This window comes from Massilia agri, assembly GCF_024753255.1.
GTDB lineage: Bacteria > Pseudomonadota > Gammaproteobacteria > Burkholderiales > Burkholderiaceae_D > Telluria > Telluria agri.
Genome location: NZ_JANUHA010000006.1, coordinates 57112 through 77715, shown reverse-complemented (window position 1 = coordinate 77715; position 20604 = coordinate 57112). Strand labels below are relative to the sequence as shown.

Sequence of the window (20604 nt, the reverse complement as noted above, 5' to 3'; positions counted from 1 at the left end):
CCTTAGGGATGTCATTTTGAATTATCGCACGCATATCGCTTCTTCCTTGCTTGATATCGGCCAGCGGCAGTGGGACGCGCTGGTCGCCGCACAGGAAGAATCCAATCCCTTCCTGTCTTTCGCTTTTCTCCACGCCCTGCACGCATCCGGCAGCGCGGCGCCGGAGACCGGCTGGCAGCCGCAGTACATCGTCCTCTACGATGGCGAGGAGCTGGCCGCCGCCCTGCCCCTCTATGTCAAGGGCCACTCCTACGGGGAGTACGTGTTCGACTGGGCCTGGGCCGACGCCTATCAACGCCACGGACTCGCGTACTACCCGAAGCTGCTCTCGGCGATTCCTTTCACGCCGGTGGCGGGCCCGCGCCTGATGGCGGTCGATGCCGAGGCCAGGGCCGCACTGATCGACGTGCTGGCAGCCACGCAGGCAGCGACCGAGGTCTCGTCCACCCACGTGCTGTTCCCGCCCGAGGAACACGCGCGCCAGCTGCGGGAGGCGGGCTTCATGCTGCGCAGCGGCGTGCAGTTTCACTGGCTGAACCAGGGCTACAAGAGCTTCGACGAGTTCCTGGCGACGCTGGAGCAGAAGAAGCGCAAGAACATCCGGGCCGAGCGCAGGAAGGTAGCAGAGGCCGGCGTCACGTTACGCCGGGTGCGGGGACGTGACGTGACGGATTCGGAATGGGTGCTGTTCAACCGCTGCTACCGGCGCACCTACCAGGCGCATTACTCGACGCCTTATCTCAACCTCGACTTCTTCCGCCGCATCGGCGAGACCATGCCGGACAACATCCTGCTCGTGATCGCGTCGCGCGAAGGACGCGACATCGCGGCTTCCCTCGTCATCCACAACGAGACCACGCTGTTCGGGCGCTACTGGGGCGAGCTGGAACACGTGCCCTGCCTGCACTTCGAGGCGGCCTATTACCAGCCGCTGGAGTTCTGCATCGAACAGGGCATCGGGGCCTTCGAGGGCGGCGCACAGGGCGAGCACAAGATGGCGCGCGGCTTCCTGCCGACCCGTACCTGGTCGGCGCACTGGCTGGCCCACCCATCGTTTGCCGATGCGATCGAACGCTTCCTGGAGCGCGAGAAAGGCGGGATCGACGACTACATGGATGAGCTGAACGAACGCAATCCCTTCAAGCGTTGATATGATGGGGCGATGAGCCGCCCTCCCCTGAACCCCTGCCAGGCCGCCGCGATCGACTTCGTGCGCGGACAGAGTGCGGGCGGCCCGCTGGATCCCGGCTTGCGCATCACGCTCAACTTCCACCCTGACCGGCTCCATGGCGGCATGCCCATCCTGCGGCGCATGGCCGGGGAAGGCGTCTACCGCTCGCAGTTCGAGACCGGCACCAGCAATGGCGGCCTCACGGCGCATGCGGGCGGCGCGCGCTGGGACTGGGAAAGCCGGATGTTCGGCGGCGCCTACGACGTGGCGCTACCCGGCGAGCGGCCGAAGTACGGCGCCCTGAACCATCTGGGACGCGCCGCCGGGGGCTCGCCGCGCTTCGGGTCCGCTCACTTCCGCCTGCGTCCCGAGGTGCTGGCGCGCTGCACTTTCTGTTATCCGGACAGCGTCTTCGATCCGCAGCACTTCGGCGTGCGCGAATGCTGCGACCTGGTCGCGCGCGCCGTCGGCGACGACAAGGATCGCCTCGACGATTACGTGGAAGCCCATGTCCACGGGCCGCTACGCCTGCAGGCGGATGTGGAGGCGCTGGTACTGGATCCCTGCTACCGGGGGACGGAGATCGAAGCGCAGGCAAGGCGCCTGCCCTGCGCGCTCGAATGGCACCCGGGTTTTCGCCTGCCGCTGGCCGCCTTGCAGCACCATGCAGCCTATCGGGGCCGCGACATCGTGGATCTCGCCGCCGCGATCGCCCATGCGGGCTGGCTCGATCCGGCGCTGCTGGGACAGGCGGCAAGGAGCGGCCGCCACGATGCGCAGCAGTTGAAGAAGGTCTGGCACGTCCTCGCCAGGTTCGGGGACCTGTCGGCTGCCTGAATCAGCGCACCGGCCGGTTCGACAGCCAGTCCAGCGCCGCCTGCAAACGTTCGGCCGGCAGCACGTAGTGGCCATAGGAGACGCCGTCGATCGGATCGAGGTCGCGGTCGCGCGTGAAGCCGAGGGTGGTGTAGAGCCGCAAGGCGGTCTCCATCATGGGGCTGGTGTGCAGGCCGATCGCGGGCGCGCCGTCGCGGATCGCATGACGCAGGCAGGCGGCCATCAACTGGCGGCCGATGCCCCGGCCGCGCTGTTCTGGGTCGACGACCAGCATGCGGATGAGCGCCCACTCGTCGGGGAAGATCGCGCTGCGCGGCTTGCCGGGCGCGACGTGCAGGACCGCGCCCAGGATGTCGCCCGCGTCGTCCGCGACGAGGAGCTCGGCCTGGCTCGCGAGCGCCGAGGTGCGGGCGATGCGCGCGCTGAAGCCCGGCCAGTCGGGGTAGGCATGCGCGTATTGCGAGAAGGCGGCCAGCGCCACGCGGTCGACCGCCTCGCGGTCAGCCGGTCGATAAGGTCGTATGAAGCAGTCCATCCGATTCTCGTCTCTCCTTGTGCGAACCTGACGAGTATATCGGCCTTGCCGCGCCGGATTTTCACGCATTCCCACCCTCCGCAGCCAGGGTATGATGCGCGCATGAGAATGCAAGGAAAATGGATCGCCGCGGCTGCGGCATTGCTGCTGTCCGGATGCTCGGACAGCGTCCCGCCGTGGGAACAGGCCCCCTGGCCTGTCGAAGGCTACGAGGTGGTCTACCTGGGAAGATCGGCCTGCTACGGCGAATGTCCCGTGTACGAAGTCGAGGTGTTCGAAGAAGGGCGGGTGCGCTATACCGGCGAGGCATTCGTGAAGACGACCGGCGTGCGCGAAACCCGCATCGACCGGCGCGCGGTGGACCAGCTGGCGAAAGCGATTCAGGCCTCGCGCTTCGATACGCTGCGCAGAAGCTACCAGGACGAAGCCGACGGATGCGAGAACGTCATCACCGACGCTCCCTCGCTGACCCTTGCGGTCAGGCGGGACGGACGGACCCGGAGCGTGAACTATTACTTCGGCTGCGAGGGCCGGGACATTCCTTCCGCGCGCATCGTTTCGCTGGCCGACAGGATCGACCAGTTGGCGGGCACGCGAGCGCTCGTCGAAAAATAGCGCCCCGCGTCGACCAACAAAGAAGAAGGGCCGGATTCGCTGCGCGAAGCCGGCCCTTCCCGTTTCGCCCATCGACATGGGCGGGGTCTTCTTGTCGCTCAGTTCCAGCCGCCGGCGTTCGAGCGGAACTCGACGTGGAAAGGCTTGGACAGTTCGGCCTGCTTGCGCAGCACGTTCAGGGCGCGGCCATTGGCGGCTGCGAGCAGCACGCGGGCGACGTTGTTGAACAGGTTTTTCATGCACGACTCCTTCTGGTGCAGGACCCATTCGGAGCGGCCCTGCGAAACGGTTCGATCGCAAACGCGATCCAGTACTACCGTTATAGAGGCGAGTCGGTGGAATTTCCAATTCTGATTTGCAATACCAGATATCGATCTGGTGAATGTTATTCGAGCTGCTTCCCCAGCCAGGAGCGTATCCCGTCCAGCGAGCGGAATTCCGTGACAGAACGACAGGCAATGTGAGGGTGGCGCGCCTGCAACATGCGGGACAGCGCGGCGCCGGGGCCGAGTTCGAGCGCAACCGTGACGCCCGTCTCGACGCAGGCATCCATGCAGTCCATCCAGCGGATCGGTTCCGCGATTTGGCGCGAGAGCACGCGCGTGGCCAGCCTGGCATCCTCCACCTGCTCGGCCGAGATGCCGGACAGGACGGGAAACGCCGGCGCCGACCAGGCCTGGCGCGCCAGCAGCTCGGCGAATGGCATCACCGCTCCCTGCAGCAGCGGGGTGTGCGACGCCACCTCGACCGGCAACGCGGTCGCGCGGCCACCCGCGGCAAGGACGGCTTCAGCCAGCGCTTCGCGCGCCGCAGCAGGGCCGCCTGCGACCACGGCATCCTCCCCGGTCAAGATCGCCGGATGGAAGCCGAAACGTGCCAGCAATGCTTCGATGGCGCCATGCGGCATGCCGGACAGGGCCACCATGCCCTGCGCCGCACGCTCGTCGACGCAGGCGTCCATGAGCCGCGCACGCTCGGCCGCGATCCGCACCAGGTCCAGGGAAGCGAGCGCGCCGGCAACGCCGTAGGCGGCCAGTTCGCCGATGCTGTAGCCGGCCACCAATGACGGTGCGGGAATCGTGTCACGCAGCGCCGTCCACATGGCCAGCGTCGCCGCCACGATCGCCGGCTGGGCGAGCTGGTTGGCGAAGAGCGAGGCGCCGCCCGAGAGGGGCGCCAGCGCCGGGTCGGCAAGCCAGTCCTCCAGCTCCCTGGAGGCGGCCGGGTCGCTGCGCGCCATGTCGAACATGGCCGGATGCTGCGCACCCTGGCCGGGACAGAGGACGAGGAGCCGGCCCGCCATTTCAGCCCTCGCCGCCGCAGGCGGCATGCACGAAGCACACGGCGCCCAGCAGGTCGGCCGCCCCGCCCGGCGACAGGCGCGCCGCGACGAAATCGCGGTGGCGGGCCAGCGCGCGCGCTTCCCAGTCCGGCGCCGCGCTGCCGCCGCGTGCGACGAAGGCGCGCGCCTGGCTGCGCACCGTCAGCGCGCCGTTGATGCCGCCGCGGTGGTAGACATTGGTGTCGCTGATGTGCGCCATCAGCGAGAACAGCGCGTCGATGCGCGCCCGGCGCATGCCGCGCCCCTGGCCCAGCGTGCGCCGCAGGGCCGGCAGGCCGACCTCGAACACCGAGGGGAAGCCGCGTGCGCCCTCCTCGCGCGCGCCGGTCGCGGCGTAGCGCCGGAGCGCTTTCGCGCCGTGGGATTGCGTGCCGGCGTCGACGCTGTGGGCGCCAAGCTCAGTTCCCCAGTGTTCAATCAAGGCATTCCGAATCGCGCCTGGAGACAGGCACGCCCCGGCTGCCCGGCAGCGTCCGATCGCCGCGGACAGGAGGCCCAGGCAGAAGATCGCGCCGCGGTGGGTGTTGGTGCCGAGCGTGGCGCGCAGCATACGCTCCTCGGCGGCAAGCCCTAAGCGCTTCAGTTCGGCGAAAGGCGCCCCCGCCATGCCCGCCTCGGCGATGTCCAGGAAATAGCGGCGCAGTGCGAACATGCTGCGCAAGAAGGTCTCGGCCGTCATGTCTTCGTGGCTGCCGTTGTCGACCAGCGAGATCAGGCCGGGCTTCGGATACAGGGCCAGTTCGGCATACAGGCTGCGCACCGCCAGGCGCGCGATGCGCCGGCAGAACTTGCGGTCGCCGACCGGCGCCGCCACCGTGGCCGGCGTTCTCACCGTCCTGGGGGCCAGGAGTGCGCTCAGTTCAGCCATTTCACGTCTTCCAGTGTTGCAATCAGTTCTTCCGGCTTGACCAGCGCCACCCGCTCGAGCGCCTTGGCCAGCACCCGCGTGCCGGCCGCGCTGTCGAAGGCCGCGCGCAGCTCCTTCCAGGCCACGGCGCGTCCGTCGGGGAAGACGACTTCGCCATCGAGCGGCAGCGCCTGCGCGTGGGCGGCCAGCAGCGCGAGGCCGGTCATCAGCTGCGCCCGGCTCAGGGGCCGCAGCAGCAGGTCGATATCGGATTCCGGGCGCACATAATGCTGTCCGGTCAGCGCCTCCAGCGCCACCGAGCCGTAGACCGCCAGCCCAAGCCCGGCGCCGGCGGCTTCCTGCTCGAGGCGGGCGAGTCCTTCGCGCCATTCGACCGGCACCGCATCGAGCGCGCCGACCAGGGGCAGCGCCCGGGTACGGCGCTTGACGTCGGACAGCTCCACCCGGCAGGCGACGCGCAGCTTGTTCCCGTCGACCGCACGCGGAGGCATGGCGAAGCCGATCGCCACCTCGCTGGCGGCGAGGTCCATCTCGGCGCGACGCACCACGGCGGGCCAGCCGGCCTCGCGCCAGGTGTCGAGGTGAACGAGCGCATCCTGCGGCGCGCCGGCGCGCACGCGGTCCCAGCCGCGGTGGGTCAGCCAGACCAGGTCATGCCGGGCGAACATGGCTGCCCGTCCTCACGCTTTCCGCGACCGTCTGTGCCAGCATCCGCCCGCCACGCTCGCGGCCCAGGGCCATGCGCACGTCCTCGACCGGGCTGCCGGCCAGTGCCCGCGCCAGCTCGCCCGCGAGGTCCGCATCCTGGCCAACCCGCCAGATGCCGTGCAGGCCACCCATGCGCAGGTAGTTCTCGGGGCCCGGTGCGAAGACCGGATTGTCCTTGGCGAGTTCGGTCAGGCGTTCTTCCGGCACCTTGGTGATGCGCGCCATGGCCGGCAGGCCCATCACGCGGATGGTCGCCTGCGGCAGCGCGTAGCAGCTGCTCGCGATCAGGCCGCTGGTGATGAAACCGCCGGAGAGGGCCTGGTCGTACACGAGGCCGACCACGGTGTGGCCCTTGCGGCGCGCCAGGTCGACGCACTTGCCGAGGTGGGCCATGTAGCTGTTGATGCCCAACATCTCGTCGCGGTGGCGCAGGCGCTGGCCAACGGTGTCGATCAGGATCAGGATCGGGCGTCCGGGATGCTCCTGCACGGTGCGCAGGACGGCGCGGGCCTGGCTCAATGCGATCTCGATGCCGATCGGGACGTGGCCGGTGGTGCCGATCACGTCGATCGCCTTGCCTTCCACCTGGGCGGTGCCGGACAGGAAGTGATCGTGTTCGAGGATATCGTGGCCCTCGGGGAAGAGCTGCCTTGCCAATGTGTGCCAGTCCATGATTACTCTCCCTTTCCCGCCTGTACGCGGTGGCGGCTCGCCAGCGCCAGGAAGGCGTCGGCATCCAGCATCGGCACGCTGGCCGGCTCGGCGATGCCGAGGCGCTGCCAGATTTCCATGGGCTCGTGCAGGCCCTCGGCCAGCTCGATGCGGCGCCCGAGCATGTCCTGTTCGCGCAGCAGGTCTTCCAGTGTCAGCTGGCTCCCTGCGGCCTTGACGTCGGCGATCGCCTGGATGGCGGCTTGCCGGAAGGCCGACGTATCGTCGGGCACCAGCACCTGGCAGTCGCCCAGCAGGTAGCGGTGCTTGCCGCCGGTGGTGCGCCAGACCAGGGCGCGGTCGCGCGAATCGAATTCCTCGACGCCGCCCGCGGTCTCGATCACCTCGGGGCCGGACATCGCCAGCCGCCCTTCTTCCGACATGATGACGGTGTTGGCGCAGCGCGCCGAGATGCCCATGCCGCCGAAACAGCCGTTCGAGCCGCCTACCAGCGCCACCACCGGGATGCCGGCGTCGCGCGCGTCCAGCATGGCACGCATGACTTCCGAGACCGCGATCAGGCCGGCATTCGCCTCGTGCAGGCGCACCCCGCCCGACTCCAGCAGCAGGAGCACGGCATCGGCCCTGTCGTCGATGGCCCGGCGCAGCATGCCGACCAGTTTGGCGCCATGTACCTCGCCGACCGCGCCGCCCATGAAGCCGCCCTCCTGCGCGGCGCCGTAGACGCGCAGGCCATCGAGCAGACCGCGCCCGACCACCACGCCGTCATCAAACGAGACCGGCGCATCCAGCTGGGCCAGGTGCGGGCTGGCCACACGTGCGCTAGGCGGCAGGAATTCCTCGAAGCTCCCCGCGTCGAAGATGGCGGGAATGCGCTGGCGCGCCGTCAGTTCCAGGTAGCTGCTCATGGCGTGCCTCCCGTCAGCGATTCGACGGCCTGGTCGAGGCGCAGGCCGACCACGGCGGGCGTGGCGCCCATGTCGTTGATGCTGATGCGGGCGTCGGCGAGCTGCCAGCGCGCGTGGAAGTCGGCCATCACGGCCTCCCAGGTGGCGCCGAAGCCGACCGCGGCGGTGCGCACCTCGATCTCGCAGGCGCCACCCAGCTGCGCGGGTTCGATCAGCACCTCGAGGTTGCCCGAGCCGACCACCCCGACCAGCTGGGGTGTGCCGGCCAGGGGGCGGCTCCCGCTTTCAAAGCGGAATTGCAGGGTTTCCATTCAGACTCCTTGTTACCAGTTCCTGAAGCGCTTCGGCGGCTCGTACAGGCCGCCGGATGCGCGCACCAGGCCTTTCATGTTCTTGGCGGCGAGCAGGTCGCGGGTCGCCATGCGCTTGTCGATGCCGAGGTCTTCGGGGCGGCGGATCACGCCGCGGTCGCGCAGGTTCTCGACCATGCGCCTGTCGCGCCCCATGCCCACCGGCGTGTAGCCCGCCACGCCGCGGATCGCCTGCTCGCGCTCTTCCTCGCCGCGGCAGAGCAGCAGGTTGGCGATGCCCTCTTCCGTCAGGATGTGGGTGACGTCGTCGCCATAGATCATCACGGGCGGGATCGCCATGCCGGCCTGTTCCGCCAGCTGCCAGGCATCGAGCCTGTCGACGAAGGCCGGCGCCATGTGCTCGCGGAAGGTCTCGACCATCTGCACCACCAGCTTCTGGCCGCGCGGGATGGTGTTGCGGCCCTCGCGCGCCTGCCGCCCGGCCTTGAGCCAGGCGCTGCTGGGGTGGCGCCGGCCGCGTGCGTCGGCGCCCATGTTCGGGGCGCCGCCGAAACCGGCGATGCGGCCCAGGGTCGCGGTCGAGGAATTGCCCTGCAAATCGATCTGCAGGGTCGAGCCGATGAACATATCGCAGGCATAGTGCCCGGCCGCCTGGGAAAAGGCGCGGTTGCTGCGCATCGAGCCGTCCGGGCCGACGAAGAAGACGTCGGGACGGGCGCGGATATAGTTTTCCATGCCGAGCTCGGAGCCGAAGGAATGCACCGACTCGACAAAACCCGCCTCGATCGCGGGAATCAGGGCGGGATGCGGGTTCAGGGCCCAGTGACGCGCGATCTTGCCCTTGAGGCCCAGTTCGGCCGCATAGGTCGGCAGCAGCAGCTCGATGGCGGCGGTGTCGAAACCGATGCCGTGGTTCAGGCGCTCGACCTCGTACTCGGCATAGATGCCCTTGATCGCCATCATCGCCATCAGGACCTGGATCTCGGAGATCATGGCCGGGTCGCGCGTGAACAGCGGCTCGATGTAATACGGGTTTGGGGACTGCACCACGTACTCGACCCAGCCGGCGGGGATGTCGACGCGCGGCAGCTTGTCGACGACCTGGTTGACCTGGGCGATCACGATGCCGCTCTTGAAGGCCGTGGCCTCGACGATGGCCGGGGTGTCCTCGGTGTTCGGGCCGGTGTAGAGGTTGCCTTCGCGGTCCGCCATCTCGGCCGCCACCAGGGCCACGCGCGGGGTCAGGTCGACGAAATAGCGCGCGAACAATTCCAGGTAGGTGTGGATGGCGCCGATGTTCAGCTTGCCGGCCTGGGCCAGCTTGGCCAGGCGCCCCGCCTGCGGCCCCGAGAAGGAAAAGTCCAGCTTCGATGCAATGCCCCTGTCGAACACGTCGAGGTGCTCCGGCAGGGACAGCACCGAGAGCAGCATGTGCAGGCCGCCCACGCGCGCAGGATCGAGGCGCGTCAGGGCCTTGCCGAGGAAATCGGCCTGCTTCTGGTTGTTGCCCTCCAGGCAGACGCGGTCGCCCGGTTCGAGCACCTGGTGCAGCAGCTCGACGATATGGGTGGACTGGACGACCTTGCCGTCCAGTGCGGCGCCGAGCGCTGCCCGGGCGCGCGCCAGGCGCTCGCCGCGGTTGCGTTGCTGGGTGTTCCAGCGGCCTTCGACTGCATTCATACGATTTCCCTTTACAAAGTGCTTAAAGCACCACGAACAGCAGCCACACCACGACCGGCGCGACCAGGGTGACGATACCGCCATAGATCATCAGCTGGCGCAGGAACACGTCGCGGTCGATGTGCTGGGCGCTGGCCAGGACCAGGGCGCCATTGGTCGAGAAGGGGCTGACGTCGACGATGGTGGACGCGACCGCCATCGCCGCGATGAAGCCGATCGGGTCGACCCCGGTGCCCGAGGCCAGGAAAGGCACGGCCAGCGGAATCAGGGAACCCAGCACCGCGGTCGACGAGGCGAAGGCCGACACGATGGCGCCGACGAACAGCAGCAGCAAGGCGACCATCAGCGGCGAAGTCAGGCTGGCGACGCTGTCGCCCACCCAGGTGATGGTGCCCATCTTCTGCATCACGCCGACATAAGTACTCACGCCCACGATCAGCATGATCTCGGGCCAGGACACCTGGCCGATGGCGCGCTTCTGCACCTGCGGCGACAGGATCGAGATAAGCAGGCCGATCGAGATCGCAACGAAACCAATGTCGAGCTTGTACATCAGGGTCAGGACCGCCAGGGCGACCAGGCCGACCACGGTAATGACCTGGTGCAGGTCCGGGCCCTTGTCGAGTGCCTCGCGCGGGGCGCCCGCCACGCCGCCCGTCCCCATCGTGCCGCCCACTCCGGCAGCGGCGCTGGCCGAACGTTGTGCCGTGAGGCGCTCTTCGCTGGCCGCTTCGTTCTCGGCGTCGCCATAGATCTGCGGCCCCTGCGCCGCCACCGCCACCGGCGGACCGAAGGGCGAGATGCCGATGCCCGCGCCGCCCGCGGCGGCTTTCGGCGCCGTCTGGCGCATCAGCTTCAGGCCGCCGAAGGCGAAGAACAGCACGGCGGAGACGGCGAGGTTGACGCCGAGGCTGGTCAGCGCGGTGGTCATCTCGGAGATCGGCAGGCCGGCTTCCTGCACCACCTTGTTGGTGATGCCGCCGTAGATGCTGATCGGCGAGAAGCCGCCGCCCTGGGCGCCGTGCACCACCATCATGCCCATCATGAGCGGGTTGATGTTGTACTTGGCGGCGAAGCCGAGGGCGATCGGGGCGATGATGGCGACCGCTGCCGGGCTGACCGCGCCGACCGAGGTCAGCACCGCGGTGATCGCGAACATCACCCAGGGAATGGCGGCGATGCGTCCGCCCACGGCGCGCACGGCGAGCCGCACCAGCCAGTCGATGGTGCCGTTGTTCTGGGCCTGGGCGAAGAGGAAGGTGATCCCGACCAGGGTCAGGAAGAGTTCGGCGGGAAAGCCCGCCATGATGGCCTTGGCCTGCATGCCGGCCACGACCGAGCCGACCAGGAAGGCGCCGACAAAGGCGATGACGCCCATATTGATGGGCAGCGCGGTGGCGAGGACGAACATCAGCGCCAGTACGCAGATTGCGATCATGTGCGAAGACATGGCTTGCTCCTTCAAGGCGCGGCGCCAAGCGTGCTCGTGCCGCTGGTGATACGTCTCCAATGCATGTCCGGTCCCATGGGCCGGGCGTGCTCTTTTGTTATGCTATTTTGTGACGTAAAGGTAGCCTCGAATCGGGAAGCGATCAATTACGCTCGCCGCGCGACGTTTACTTTCAGCGGAACTATCGACGCTAAAGGTAATCGCGCGCCTACTTTGCACCGTGCTTGAGCATGCGGCACACGGCCGCCAGCGCCAGCAGGTTCGGGTCGCGCTCGCGCACCCGCAGGAAGGACAGGCCGATGGTCTGGCGCATGTGGAAATCGGCTTTCAGGGGGATCAGCTGGACCCGGTCCCCGAAGGCATCGCGCACCCGCCCCGGCAGCAGCGTGTAGCCGATGCCGGCCCCGACCAGGTTCATCAGCGAGAAGATGTCGCCCACGCGGGTAACGATGGTGGGCGCGAAGCCGGCAATGCGGAAGGCTTCCTGGAAGCCGTTGAAGGTGACGAAGCCGTCGCGCAGGCACACGAACTTCTCGCCCGCGCACTCGCGCAGGTCGACTTCCTTCATGCCCGCATACGGCGAGCCGCCTGGCGCCGCGAAGAAGACCTCGTCCTCGAACAGGGGGATCGATTCGACGTCGGGGTCCGGATCGGGCTGGGCCATCAGGGCGGCGTCGATCGCGTTCTGCTTGAGCTTGTGCAGCAGGTCGGCGTTCGAGCCCAGCACCAGTTCGGTCTCGAGCTCCTGCTTGCGCAGCTTGATGCCGATGATGACCTCGGGGATGATCCCGGTGGTGAGCGAATACAGCGAACCGATTCTCAGGTGGTCGGCCGAATAGCCGGCCGCCGAGCGCGTCGCGGCGATCCCGTCGGCCATCAGCTTGAGCACGTCGCGGCTGACCTCGGCCAGCACCTGGGCCGCCTCGTTCGGGATCAGGTTGCGTCCCTGCAGGCTGAACAGCTGGCAGCTCATCGCCTCTTCCAGCGAATGCAGGGCGCGGTGCACGCTCACCGTGCTGATGTCGAGCATGCGCGCGGCGGCGTTCAGGTTGCCGCCCTCCATGTAGGCGAGCAGGACTTCGAGTTTGCGGAAGGTGATGTCGTCGCTGATGCGGCTGCGCATTGAGATCCTTTCGTAGGGGCAGTCGAGTCCAGTGGACTGGACTGCGCGATGCCGACCGCGCGTTCAAACCGTGGTTGAAATCACGCTGCTTCTATTCTGGCACTGTTTGAACGCGCGTACGGCGGAGCCGGCTAGGCGCCCCCGTCCACCCTACATCAATCGGCGACGAACAGATCCGGATGGCTCTCCGCACACTCGCGCAGCAGGTTCCACACCACCTTCACCCGCCGCAGCCGGTACAGGTCGGTCGGCGCCGCCAGCCAGAAGGAACGCTCGGCCTGGAAACCGGGAAGCACCCGCACCAGCCTGCCGTCGTTCGGCACCGCATAGGGCGGCGCCATCATCAGCCCCATGCCGAGCGAAGCCGCCTCGAGCTGCCCCGTCATGCCAGAACAGCAGATGCGGCGGCGCGGCGTGAAACCGAGTTCGTTCAGGTAGGAGAGTTCGCGGCTGGCCAGCCGGTCCTGCACGTAGTCGACGAAATCGTGGCGCGCCAGGTCGGCCTGGGTGCGGATCGGCGGGTGCCGGGCCAGGTAGCCCGGCGAGGCGTACAGGTAGAAGTGGAAGGAGGCCAGGCGCGTGACCATGTAGCGGCCGGTGGTCGGCGGGTCCAGCATTACGCCGAGGTCGGCTTCGCGGTTGGCCAGGTTGGCGAAGCGCGGCAGGTTCAGCAGGTCGATCGACAGGTCCGGGTGCTGTTCGAGCAGGGTCGCGAGCAGCGGCGCCACCACGCGCACGCCGAACACCTCGGGCACGCCCAGGCGCACCACGCCGTGGGCCGCCACTTCCGCCCCGCCGATCTGCTCGGCGGCCGCCAGCGCCGCCCCTTCCATCGCCTCGGCATGCGGCAGCAGGGCCTGGCCGACCTCGGTCAGCTCATAGCCTTCGCGCGAGCGGTCGAACAGGGTCGAGCCCAGTTGCGCCTCCAGCCGGTCGATGCGGCGCGCCACGGTCGTGTGCTCGACTTCCAGCCGGCGCGAGGCCCCGGACAGGGTGCCGGCGCGCGCCAGCTCGAGGAAGAAACGCAGGTCGGTCCACTCGGGCAGCGTATTCATGGGCTCGCTTGTTCGATATCAAGATGACATATTGTGCACCAGTGCACATTCCCTCTGCAATCGCCTGAGGCTTTTTCCATATTGCAGCGCACAAACGGTGCGCCTCCGGAATCTTCCCTCGTCAAGACACGCACAGCCACGGTGCAGCGGGCTGTGCATTTTTGCACAAAGGGGTGGGCGAATGTTGACTATCGAACCAGACCGAGCCGAGGCAAACTGCCGACCATGCGACAACCTGAACGCATGCCGCTATCAAAAAATTAGGAGACATCAATGCGTCTGACCAAGAAGAAAATGCAGCTGCTGAACCCTGCCATCCAGTCCGCGGTGGCCCTCCTCGTCCTCTCGGCGGGGAACGCCGCGTACGCCCAGGAGGCGACCGGCGCCCCGCCTGTGGCGACCAGTGAAGACGGCGTGAACAAGGTCGTCGTCACCGCCCGCCGCCGCGAGGAAACCCTGCAGGACGTGCCGGTATCCGTCACCGCCTTCAGCGCCGACCAGCTGTCCAAGCAGGCCGTTCCGGACGTCACCGCCCTCGCGCTGGCCCTGCCGAACACCACCATGAAGGCCTCGCGCGCCACCAACTCGACCCTGACCGCCTTCATCCGCGGCGTCGGCCAGGCCGACCCGCTGGCCGGCTTCGAGTCGGGCGTCGGCATCTACATCGACGACATCTACTTGGCCCGCCCACAGGCGGCCGTGGCCGACATCTACGACGTCGAGCGCATCGAAGTGCTGCGCGGACCGCAGGGCACGCTGTACGGACGCAACACCATCGGCGGCGCCGTCAAGTACGTCACCCGCAAGCTGGCGCCGCAAACCGACGCCCGCCTGCGCGCCACCGTCGGCCAGTACGGCCAGAAGGAAATCGTCGCCACCGTCAGCACCCCGGTCAGCGAGACCGCCCGCATCGGCGGCACCTTCGCCCGCTTCAAGCGCGACGGCTTCGGCAAGAACCTGACCACCGGCGGCGAGAACTACGACAAGGATGTCACCGCGGCCCGCCTGTCGGCCGAGTTCACGCCGACGCCGGACCTGTTCATCCGCATCGCCGGCGACGCCACCAGGGACGATTCCAGCCCGAAGAACGGCCACCGCCTGATCGTCGGCCGCACCAGCGGCGCCCCGATCCTGAGCAATGTCTACGACACCCGCGCCAGCCTGATGACGGCGCTCGGACACGAGCAGGAAGTCAAGGCCCACGGCGTCTCGGCCACCATCGAGTACACCCTGAACAACGAGTGGACCTTCAAGTCGATCACGGCGTCGCGTAAAGACAAATCCTACGCGCCGATCGACTTCGACTCGCTGGCGGTGGTCGACATGGAAGTGCCGGCCATCTACACCAACGAGCAGCGCAGCCAGGAATTCAACCTCACCTACACGGGCGACCGCCTGCAGGGCGTGGCCGGCATCTACTACATCGACGCCAACGCCTTCAACAAGTTCGACACCATCCTGGGCGGCGCGATCCGCACGGCCGCCGTGACCAGCGGCGACATCGACACCAAGGCCTGGGCCATCTATGCCGACGGCAGCTACAGCGTCACCGACGCCTTCAGCGTCTCGCTCGGCGGCCGCTACACCGTCGACGAGCGCGAAGCCGAGATCCTGCGCAAGACCTATATCGGCAACGGCTCGCCCGAGATGGGCACGCCGGGCGGCATCCTGTTCCGCGTCGATACCGACCTGCGCAATGGCGTCCTCAAGCGCAAGGACAAGAAATTCACCCCGCGCGTCGCCTTGAACTACAAGATGAACAGCGCCCACAATGTGTACGCCTCCTACTCCGAAGGCTTCAAGGGCGGCGGCTTCGAGCCGCGCCTGAACGTCGCCGCCTTCAACCTGCCGCTGTCGGTGGCCAAGGCCGGCTATGCACCGGAAACCATCGAGACCTATGAACTGGGCCTGAAGTCTTCGTTCAACGGCGGCCGCATTACCACCAACGCCGCCGTGTTCTACAGCGACTACAAGGACGTGCAGATCCCGGGCTCGGTGGCGATCGACAGCAATGGCGACGGCCGCGACGACACCTTCGCCGGCGTGACCACCAATGCGGGCAAGGCCGAGATCAAGGGCGCCGAGCTGGAAGCCATCGCCAATTTCACCCCGAATTTCATGGTCGCGGGCATGTACAGCTACATCGACGCCGAGTACAAGGAATACATTGCGAACGGCGTGAACGTGGCGGGCCAGCGCGTATTCCAGAACACCCCGAAGAACTCGGCCAACCTGCGTTTCAACTACGATATCCCGCTGCCGCTGGCGGGCTACAACGGCAAGCTCTCGCTGATCGGCAGCGCCTCCTACAAGGGCGCGACCGCCCAGTTCGAGACCCCGTCCCTGCTGGACCAGGAATCCTACAAGCTGTATGACGCGAGCATCGTCTGGACCCGCGCCGACGGCAAGGTCCGGGCCGGCATCCACGGCAAGAACCTGAGCGACAAGCGCTACAAGACCGGCGGCTACCTGTTCCCGACCCTCGGCCTCGAAGGCACGCTGACCGCCTTCTACGGCAATCCGCGCCAGGTCTCGGCGACGCTCGAGTACCGGTTCTAAGTTTCCCGTATTACCGCATCCCCGCTGGCCGGCGCCTTCCCGGCGCCGGCCGGGAAGGATGCGGCCTTTTGAAACGGCATTGCGCCAGACAAGAAACGAAACACAGGATCAGCCAGCGTGTCCACCTTCACTCCAATCAGCTACACCAGCAGCGACGGGCTGGCGCTGTATGCGCGCGACTATCCCGCGGCACCCTCGGCCGAGGGCGCGCCGGCCCGCCTGCCGGTCATCTGCATCCACGGCCTGACACGCAATTCCGCCGACTTCGACGAACTGGCCCCGATACTCGCCGCCATGGGGCGCCGCGTGATCGCGGTCGACGTGCGCGGCCGCGGCCATTCGGCCCACGACCCGAAACCGGACAACTACAACCCGGTGGTCTACGCCGCCGACGTCATCAGGCTGATGGACGAACTGGGCCTGTCCCGCGCGGTGTTCGTCGGCACCTCGATGGGCGGCCTGATCACCATGACCCTCGCGGCGCGCCGCCTGGACCTGATCGCCGCCGCCGTCCTGAACGACATCGGCCCGGTGATGTCGGTTCGCGGCCTGCAGCGCATCGCCGGTTATGCGGGCCGCTGCAACGCCGTCGCCTCCTGGGTTGATGCCGCCGCCTACCTGCGCGACATCAACGCCTGCGCCTTCCCCGCCAATTCGGACGCCGAATGGGACAAGTGGGCGCGCCGCGCCTTTGAACAGAAGGATGACGGACAGCTGGCGCTGCGTTACGATCCGAATATCGCCACCGCGATCCAGACCGGCAAACTGCGTCCGACTTCGCTGGCGGCGCGCATGGCCTTCCGCCGCCTGGCGCGGCGCCGCCCTACCCTGCTGGTGCGCGGCGCGCTGTCCGACCTGGTCGAGCAAAGCCAAGCCAACTGGATGCGCAAGGCGGCGCCGGAACTGCAGTACGCCGAAGTACCCGATGTCGGCCACGCCCCCATGCTCACCGAGCCGGCGGCGCTCGACGCGATCCGCGCCTTCCTGGCCCGGGTACCCTGAGAACATGCAAGAGAGATAAAGGAGACTCCATGATGCACCTGATCAAACCCCTTTCCGTCGCCATCGTGGCCGCCTTCGCCGCCACCGCCGCGCCGGCCGTCTTCGCCCAGGGCAAGGACATCAAGGTCGCCCTCATCGCCGGCAAGACCGGCCCGCTGGAAGCCTATGCCAAGGAAACCGAGACGGGCTTCATGATGGGCCTCGAATACCTCACGGGCGGCACCATGGCCATCAATGGCCGCAAGATCAAGGTGATCGTCAAGGACGATCAATCCAAGCCGGACCTGGGCCGCACCCTGCTGGCCGAAGCCTATGGCGACGACAAGGTCGACATCGCGGTCGGCACCACCTCCTCCGGCTCGGCGATCGCCATGCTGCCGGTGGCCAAGGAATACAAGAAGGTACTGATCGTCGAGCCGGCCGTGGCCGATGCGATCACCCAGGAAAAGTGGAACAAGTACATCTTCCGCACCGCGCGCAGCTCGATGCAGGACGCCCTGGCCGCAGCCAGCACCCTCAAGAGCGGCAGCATCGGCTTCCTGGCCCAGGACAACGCCTTCGGGCGCGACGCCATCGAGGCCGGCAAGGACGCATTGCGGACCGCCGGCAGCAAGGCCGTGACCATCCACGAGGAATACGCCCCGGCCGCGACGGCCGACTTCACCGCCCCGACCCAGCGCCTGTTCAACGCCCTGAAGGACAAGCCGCAGCCGCGCGTGCTGGCCATCGTCTGGGCCGGCCCGAACCCGCTGAACAAGATCGCCGACATGAAGCCGGAACGCTACGGCATCGCCCTGGCCCCGGGCGGCAACATCCTGCCGGTGATGAAGACCTGGAAGAGCTATGCCGGCACCGAAGGCACGATCTACTACTACCATGGCTTCCCGAAGAACAAGATGAACGACTGGTTCGTCGCCGAACACACCAAGCGCTACAAGATGCCGCCCGATATGTTCACCGCCGGCGGCATGGCTGCGGCCAGCGCCGTGGTCTCGGCCCTGAAGAAAGCGCCGAACGCGAAGAACGGCGACGAGATGGTGGCGGCGATGGAAGGCATGAGCTTCGAGACGCCGAAGGGCCAGATGACCTTCCGCAAGGAAGACCACCAGGCGATCCAGCCGATGTACCACTTCCGCATCAAGAAGGACCAGAAGAACGAGTGGGACCTGCTGGAACTGGTGCGCGAGATCCCCGCCACCGAGATGCCGCTGCCGGTGAAGAACAAGCGCTGACATGACGCATTCGCACGCTCAGCCCTCCCTGTCCACCCGCGACCTGACCATCCGTTTCGGCGGCCACGTCGCGGTGAACGGGGTGACGGCGGACTTTTATCCGGGCACGCTCACCGTCATCGTCGGCCCCAACGGCGCCGGCAAGACCACCTACTTCAATCTGGTCTCGGGCCAGCTGCCGGCGACTTCCGGCAGCGTCTTCGTGCACGGCCAGGACGTGACCCGGGCCGGGGCGGCGCGCCGCACCCGCCTCGGCATCGGGCGCGCCTTCCAGCTCACCAACCTGTTCCCCAACCTGACGGTGATCGAAAACGTGCGCCTCGCGGTGCAGAGCCGGGCCGGCATGGGCCTGAATTTCTTCTCCATCTGGTCGAGCCACCGGGAACTGATCGCGCGCGCCGAGCATTACCTGGAACGGGTGGCCCTGGCCGCCCGCCGCGACGCCTTCGTTTCCACCCTGTCGCACGGCGACCAGCGCAAGCTGGAAGTGGCGATCCTGCTGGCGCTGGAGCCGGACGTCATGATGTTCGACGAACCGACCGCCGGCATGAGCGTGGACGAGGTGCCGGTGGTGCTGGACCTGATCCAGGCCGTGAAGGCGGAACGCAACAAGACCGTGCTGCTGGTCGAGCACAAGATGGACGTGGTGCGCGCCCTGGCCGACCGCATCATCGTGCTGCACAACGGCACCCTGGTGGCGGACGGCAAGCCGCTCGAGGTCATGCAATCGAAGATCGTACAGGAAGCCTATCTTGGAACACCCGAACCCGAACACGCGTGAACCCCTGCTCACCTTAAGCGGGGTCCACACCCACATCGGCCAGTACCACATCCTGCAAGGGGTCGACCTGGTCGTGCTGCGCGGAGGCATGTCCATCCTGCTGGGCCGCAACGGCGCCGGCAAGACCACCACGCTGCGCACCATCATGGGCCTGTGGAAGGCCAGCGCCGGCTCGATCATGTTCGACGGCCGCGACATCACGAAGATGGCCACGCCGGATATCGCCCGTCTCGGCATCGCCTACGTCCCGGAGAGCATGGCCGTGTTCTCGGACCTGACGGTGCGCGAGAACCTGTACCTGGCCGCGCGCAATGGTGCGCTGGATGAAGCACGCGTGGACTGGATCTGTGGCTTCTTCCCGGCCCTGAAGAAATTCTGGAACTACCCGGCGGGCAACCTCTCGGGCGGCCAGAAGCAGATGGTGGCGATCGCCCGCGCGATCGTCGAGCCGAGGAAGCTCCTGCTGGTCGACGAGCCCACCAAGGGCCTGGCCCCCGCCATCGTCCAGAGCCTGATGGCCGCCTTCCGCGAGCTGAAGGACACGAACACGACCATCCTGCTGGTCGAGCAGAACTTCAACTTCGTGCGCACGCTCGGCGACACCGTGGGCGTGATGGACGACGGCCGCGTCGTGCACGCCGGTTCGATGCCCGCCTTGGCGAATGACGAGGAGCTGCAGCAGCGCCTGCTCGGCCTCTCGCTCGATTCCCACCAATAGGAAAACGATATGAGCGCAACTCTCCCCCTTGCCGCCCAGGACACGCCCTTGCCGAAGGCGCCGCGCGACATCGCGCCGCTGCTGCTGGTGCCGGTCCTGATGCTGGCCATGCTGCCCCTGGTCGGCAGCTTCCCGACCTGGGTCACCCTCACCGTCGCCGGCCTGGCGATGGGCATGATGATCTTCATCATGGCGAGCGGCCTGACCCTCGTGTTCGGCCTGATGAGCGTGCTGAACTTCGGCCACGGCGCCTTCGTGTCGGTCGGGGCGTTTGCCGCCACCACCGTCCTGATCCCGATGCGCGGCTGGCTCGAAGTCGATTCCCTGCTTGTCAACCTCGGCGTGCTGCTTCTCGCCGTCACGGTCGCCATGCTGGTGACCGCCGTGATCGGCTGGGCCTTCGAGCGCGTGATCATCATGCCGGTCTATGGCCAGCACCTGAAGCAGATCCTGATCACCATGGGCGGCATGATCGTCGCCGAACAGCTGATCCACGTGATCTGGGGCGCCGAGACCATCGCCCTGCCGCTGCCGACGGCCCTGCGCGGCGCCATCTTCCTGGGCGACGCGGCGATCGAGAAGTACCGGCTGGTGGCCGTGGTGGTGGGCTTGCTGGTCTTCATCGGCATGTTCCTGCTACTTAACCGCACCAAGATCGGCCTCCTCATCCGCGCCGGCGTCGAGAATGGCGAGATGGTCGAAGCCCTGGGCTACCGCATCAAGCGACTGTTCGTGACCGTGTTTGCCGCCGGCTCGGCGCTGGCCGGCCTGGGCGGCGTGCTGTGGGGCCTGTACAAGGAAACCCTGACCGCGGCGATGGGCGGCGAGATCATGGTGATGATCTTCATCGTCATCATCATCGGCGGCCTCGGCTCGGTGGGCGGCTGCTTCATCGGCGCCCTGCTCATGGCCCTGGTGACCAACTATGCCGGCTTCCTGGCGCCGAAAGTGGCGCTGGTCTCGAACATCATCCTGATGATCGCGATCCTGCTGTGGCGCCCCGCCGGCCTGTATTCGAAGATGCGAGGTTGAACCCG

21 protein-coding genes are annotated in these 20604 nt (G+C 67.3%); 9 read left to right on the top strand and 12 right to left on the bottom strand.

Going from position 1 to position 20604, the window contains the following annotated elements; all coding sequences use genetic code 11:
* The first annotated feature begins 16 nt into the window (after positions 1 to 16).
* The gene (locus NX780_RS10655; protein WP_258827847.1) at positions 17 to 1150 is read left to right on the top strand and encodes a GNAT family N-acetyltransferase; all 1134 of its coding nucleotides are present in this window, start codon (positions 17 to 19) and stop codon (positions 1148 to 1150) included.
* A 12-nt stretch (positions 1151 to 1162) separates the two neighbouring features.
* A complete protein-coding gene (locus tag NX780_RS10650) occupies positions 1163 to 2008 on the top strand; it encodes a DUF3626 domain-containing protein (protein WP_258827846.1) in 846 nt (281 codons plus the stop codon).
* 1 nt (position 2009) lies between these two features.
* Here the strand turns inward: NX780_RS10650 and NX780_RS10645 are convergent, their stop codons facing one another.
* Entirely contained in the window at positions 2010 to 2543 is a 534-nt protein-coding gene (locus NX780_RS10645; RefSeq protein WP_258827845.1) for a GNAT family N-acetyltransferase, read from the bottom strand.
* A gap of 102 nt (positions 2544 to 2645) precedes the next feature.
* Between NX780_RS10645 and NX780_RS10640 the strand changes: the two genes are divergently transcribed.
* Positions 2646 to 3158: a DUF6438 domain-containing protein gene (locus NX780_RS10640; protein ID WP_258827844.1), complete on the top strand. Its 513-nt coding sequence runs from the start codon at positions 2646 to 2648 to the stop codon at positions 3156 to 3158.
* Positions 3159 to 3256: 98 nt separating this feature from the next.
* Here NX780_RS10640 and NX780_RS10635 read toward each other — a convergent pair whose 3' ends face one another.
* From NX780_RS10635 to NX780_RS10585, 11 genes are all read right to left on the bottom strand, one after another.
* On the bottom strand, positions 3257 to 3397 hold the full coding sequence (locus NX780_RS10635) for a hypothetical protein (protein ID WP_258827843.1): 141 nt from the start codon (positions 3395 to 3397) through the stop codon (positions 3257 to 3259).
* Between the two features lie 146 nt (positions 3398 to 3543).
* Positions 3544 to 4461, bottom strand: coding sequence for an acyltransferase domain-containing protein (locus NX780_RS10630; protein WP_258827842.1), 918 nt, complete (start codon positions 4459 to 4461; stop codon positions 3544 to 3546).
* 1 nt (position 4462) lies between these two features.
* Positions 4463 to 5368, bottom strand: coding sequence for a triphosphoribosyl-dephospho-CoA synthase MdcB (mdcB, locus tag NX780_RS10625; protein WP_258827841.1), 906 nt, complete (start codon positions 5366 to 5368; stop codon positions 4463 to 4465).
* Complete coding sequence (mdcG, locus tag NX780_RS10620; RefSeq protein ID WP_258827840.1) at positions 5356 to 6036, bottom strand: malonate decarboxylase holo-[acyl-carrier-protein] synthase; 681 nt, start codon at positions 6034 to 6036, stop codon at positions 5356 to 5358. Before mdcG ends, mdcB begins: the two co-directional genes overlap by 13 nt.
* Complete coding sequence (locus NX780_RS10615) at positions 6020 to 6748, bottom strand: biotin-independent malonate decarboxylase subunit gamma (RefSeq protein WP_258827839.1); 729 nt, start codon at positions 6746 to 6748, stop codon at positions 6020 to 6022. Before NX780_RS10615 ends, mdcG begins: the two co-directional genes overlap by 17 nt.
* A gap of 2 nt (positions 6749 to 6750) precedes the next feature.
* A complete protein-coding gene (locus NX780_RS10610; protein ID WP_258827838.1) occupies positions 6751 to 7656 on the bottom strand; it encodes a biotin-independent malonate decarboxylase subunit beta in 906 nt (301 codons plus the stop codon).
* Entirely contained in the window at positions 7653 to 7967 is a 315-nt protein-coding gene (gene mdcC, locus NX780_RS10605; protein ID WP_258827837.1) for a malonate decarboxylase acyl carrier protein, read from the bottom strand. Before mdcC ends, NX780_RS10610 begins: the two co-directional genes overlap by 4 nt.
* Before the next feature lie 12 nt (positions 7968 to 7979).
* Positions 7980 to 9647 carry a malonate decarboxylase subunit alpha gene (gene mdcA, locus NX780_RS10600; RefSeq protein WP_258827836.1) on the bottom strand — a complete coding sequence of 556 codons (1668 nt, stop codon included), beginning with the start codon at positions 9645 to 9647 and terminating at the stop codon, positions 7980 to 7982.
* A 22-nt stretch (positions 9648 to 9669) separates the two neighbouring features.
* Positions 9670 to 11097, bottom strand: coding sequence for an SLC13 family permease (locus NX780_RS10595; protein ID WP_258827835.1), 1428 nt, complete (start codon positions 11095 to 11097; stop codon positions 9670 to 9672).
* A gap of 208 nt (positions 11098 to 11305) precedes the next feature.
* Positions 11306 to 12220 carry a LysR family transcriptional regulator gene (locus tag NX780_RS10590; RefSeq protein WP_258827834.1) on the bottom strand — a complete coding sequence of 305 codons (915 nt, stop codon included), beginning with the start codon at positions 12218 to 12220 and terminating at the stop codon, positions 11306 to 11308.
* Positions 12221 to 12375: 155 nt separating this feature from the next.
* Entirely contained in the window at positions 12376 to 13275 is a 900-nt protein-coding gene (locus NX780_RS10585) for a LysR family transcriptional regulator (protein WP_258827833.1), read from the bottom strand.
* 273 nt (positions 13276 to 13548) lie between these two features.
* Between NX780_RS10585 and NX780_RS10580 the strand changes: the two genes are divergently transcribed.
* The 6 genes from NX780_RS10580 (at position 13549) to NX780_RS10555 (ending at position 20599) form a co-directional block, all read left to right on the top strand.
* Positions 13549 to 15834, top strand: a complete 2286-nt coding sequence (locus NX780_RS10580; RefSeq protein ID WP_258827832.1) for a TonB-dependent receptor — start codon at positions 13549 to 13551, stop codon at positions 15832 to 15834.
* A gap of 117 nt (positions 15835 to 15951) precedes the next feature.
* Positions 15952 to 16836, top strand: coding sequence for an alpha/beta fold hydrolase (locus tag NX780_RS10575; protein WP_258827831.1), 885 nt, complete (start codon positions 15952 to 15954; stop codon positions 16834 to 16836).
* Positions 16837 to 16865: 29 nt separating this feature from the next.
* Entirely contained in the window at positions 16866 to 18068 is a 1203-nt protein-coding gene (locus NX780_RS10570; protein WP_258827830.1) for a substrate-binding domain-containing protein, read from the top strand.
* 1 nt (position 18069) lies between these two features.
* Positions 18070 to 18849, top strand: a complete 780-nt coding sequence (locus NX780_RS10565; protein ID WP_258827829.1) for an ABC transporter ATP-binding protein — start codon at positions 18070 to 18072, stop codon at positions 18847 to 18849.
* On the top strand, positions 18821 to 19567 hold the full coding sequence (locus NX780_RS10560) for an ABC transporter ATP-binding protein (RefSeq protein ID WP_258827828.1): 747 nt from the start codon (positions 18821 to 18823) through the stop codon (positions 19565 to 19567). Before NX780_RS10565 ends, NX780_RS10560 begins: the two co-directional genes overlap by 29 nt.
* A 9-nt stretch (positions 19568 to 19576) precedes the next feature.
* Positions 19577 to 20599, top strand: coding sequence for a branched-chain amino acid ABC transporter permease (locus NX780_RS10555; protein WP_258827827.1), 1023 nt, complete (start codon positions 19577 to 19579; stop codon positions 20597 to 20599).
* The last annotated feature ends 5 nt before the right edge of the window (positions 20600 to 20604 follow it).

What these genes read in the sequence shown, in the direction of transcription:
- NX780_RS10650 (WP_258827846.1), top strand. Translation starts at nt 1,163, where the DNA reads ATGAGCCGCCCTCCCCTGAACCCCTGCCAGGCCGCCGCGATCGACTTC.
- NX780_RS10645 (WP_258827845.1), bottom strand. Translation starts at nt 2,543, where the DNA reads ATGGACTGCTTCATACGACCTTATCGACCGGCTGACCGCGAGGCGGTC.
- NX780_RS10640 (WP_258827844.1), top strand. Translation starts at nt 2,646, where the DNA reads ATGAGAATGCAAGGAAAATGGATCGCCGCGGCTGCGGCATTGCTGCTG.
- NX780_RS10635 (WP_258827843.1), bottom strand. Translation starts at nt 3,397, where the DNA reads ATGAAAAACCTGTTCAACAACGTCGCCCGCGTGCTGCTCGCAGCCGCC.
- NX780_RS10630 (WP_258827842.1), bottom strand. Translation starts at nt 4,461, where the DNA reads ATGGCGGGCCGGCTCCTCGTCCTCTGTCCCGGCCAGGGTGCGCAGCAT.
- mdcB (WP_258827841.1), bottom strand. Translation starts at nt 5,368, where the DNA reads ATGGCTGAACTGAGCGCACTCCTGGCCCCCAGGACGGTGAGAACGCCG.
- mdcG (WP_258827840.1), bottom strand. Translation starts at nt 6,036, where the DNA reads ATGTTCGCCCGGCATGACCTGGTCTGGCTGACCCACCGCGGCTGGGAC.
- NX780_RS10615 (WP_258827839.1), bottom strand. Translation starts at nt 6,748, where the DNA reads ATGGACTGGCACACATTGGCAAGGCAGCTCTTCCCCGAGGGCCACGAT.
- NX780_RS10610 (WP_258827838.1), bottom strand. Translation starts at nt 7,656, where the DNA reads ATGAGCAGCTACCTGGAACTGACGGCGCGCCAGCGCATTCCCGCCATC.
- mdcC (WP_258827837.1), bottom strand. Translation starts at nt 7,967, where the DNA reads ATGGAAACCCTGCAATTCCGCTTTGAAAGCGGGAGCCGCCCCCTGGCC.
- mdcA (WP_258827836.1), bottom strand. Translation starts at nt 9,647, where the DNA reads ATGAATGCAGTCGAAGGCCGCTGGAACACCCAGCAACGCAACCGCGGC.
- NX780_RS10595 (WP_258827835.1), bottom strand. Translation starts at nt 11,097, where the DNA reads ATGTCTTCGCACATGATCGCAATCTGCGTACTGGCGCTGATGTTCGTC.
- NX780_RS10590 (WP_258827834.1), bottom strand. Translation starts at nt 12,220, where the DNA reads ATGCGCAGCCGCATCAGCGACGACATCACCTTCCGCAAACTCGAAGTC.
- NX780_RS10585 (WP_258827833.1), bottom strand. Translation starts at nt 13,275, where the DNA reads ATGAATACGCTGCCCGAGTGGACCGACCTGCGTTTCTTCCTCGAGCTG.
- NX780_RS10580 (WP_258827832.1), top strand. Translation starts at nt 13,549, where the DNA reads ATGCGTCTGACCAAGAAGAAAATGCAGCTGCTGAACCCTGCCATCCAG.
- NX780_RS10570 (WP_258827830.1), top strand. Translation starts at nt 16,866, where the DNA reads ATGATGCACCTGATCAAACCCCTTTCCGTCGCCATCGTGGCCGCCTTC.
- NX780_RS10565 (WP_258827829.1), top strand. Translation starts at nt 18,070, where the DNA reads ATGACGCATTCGCACGCTCAGCCCTCCCTGTCCACCCGCGACCTGACC.
- NX780_RS10555 (WP_258827827.1), top strand. Translation starts at nt 19,577, where the DNA reads ATGAGCGCAACTCTCCCCCTTGCCGCCCAGGACACGCCCTTGCCGAAG.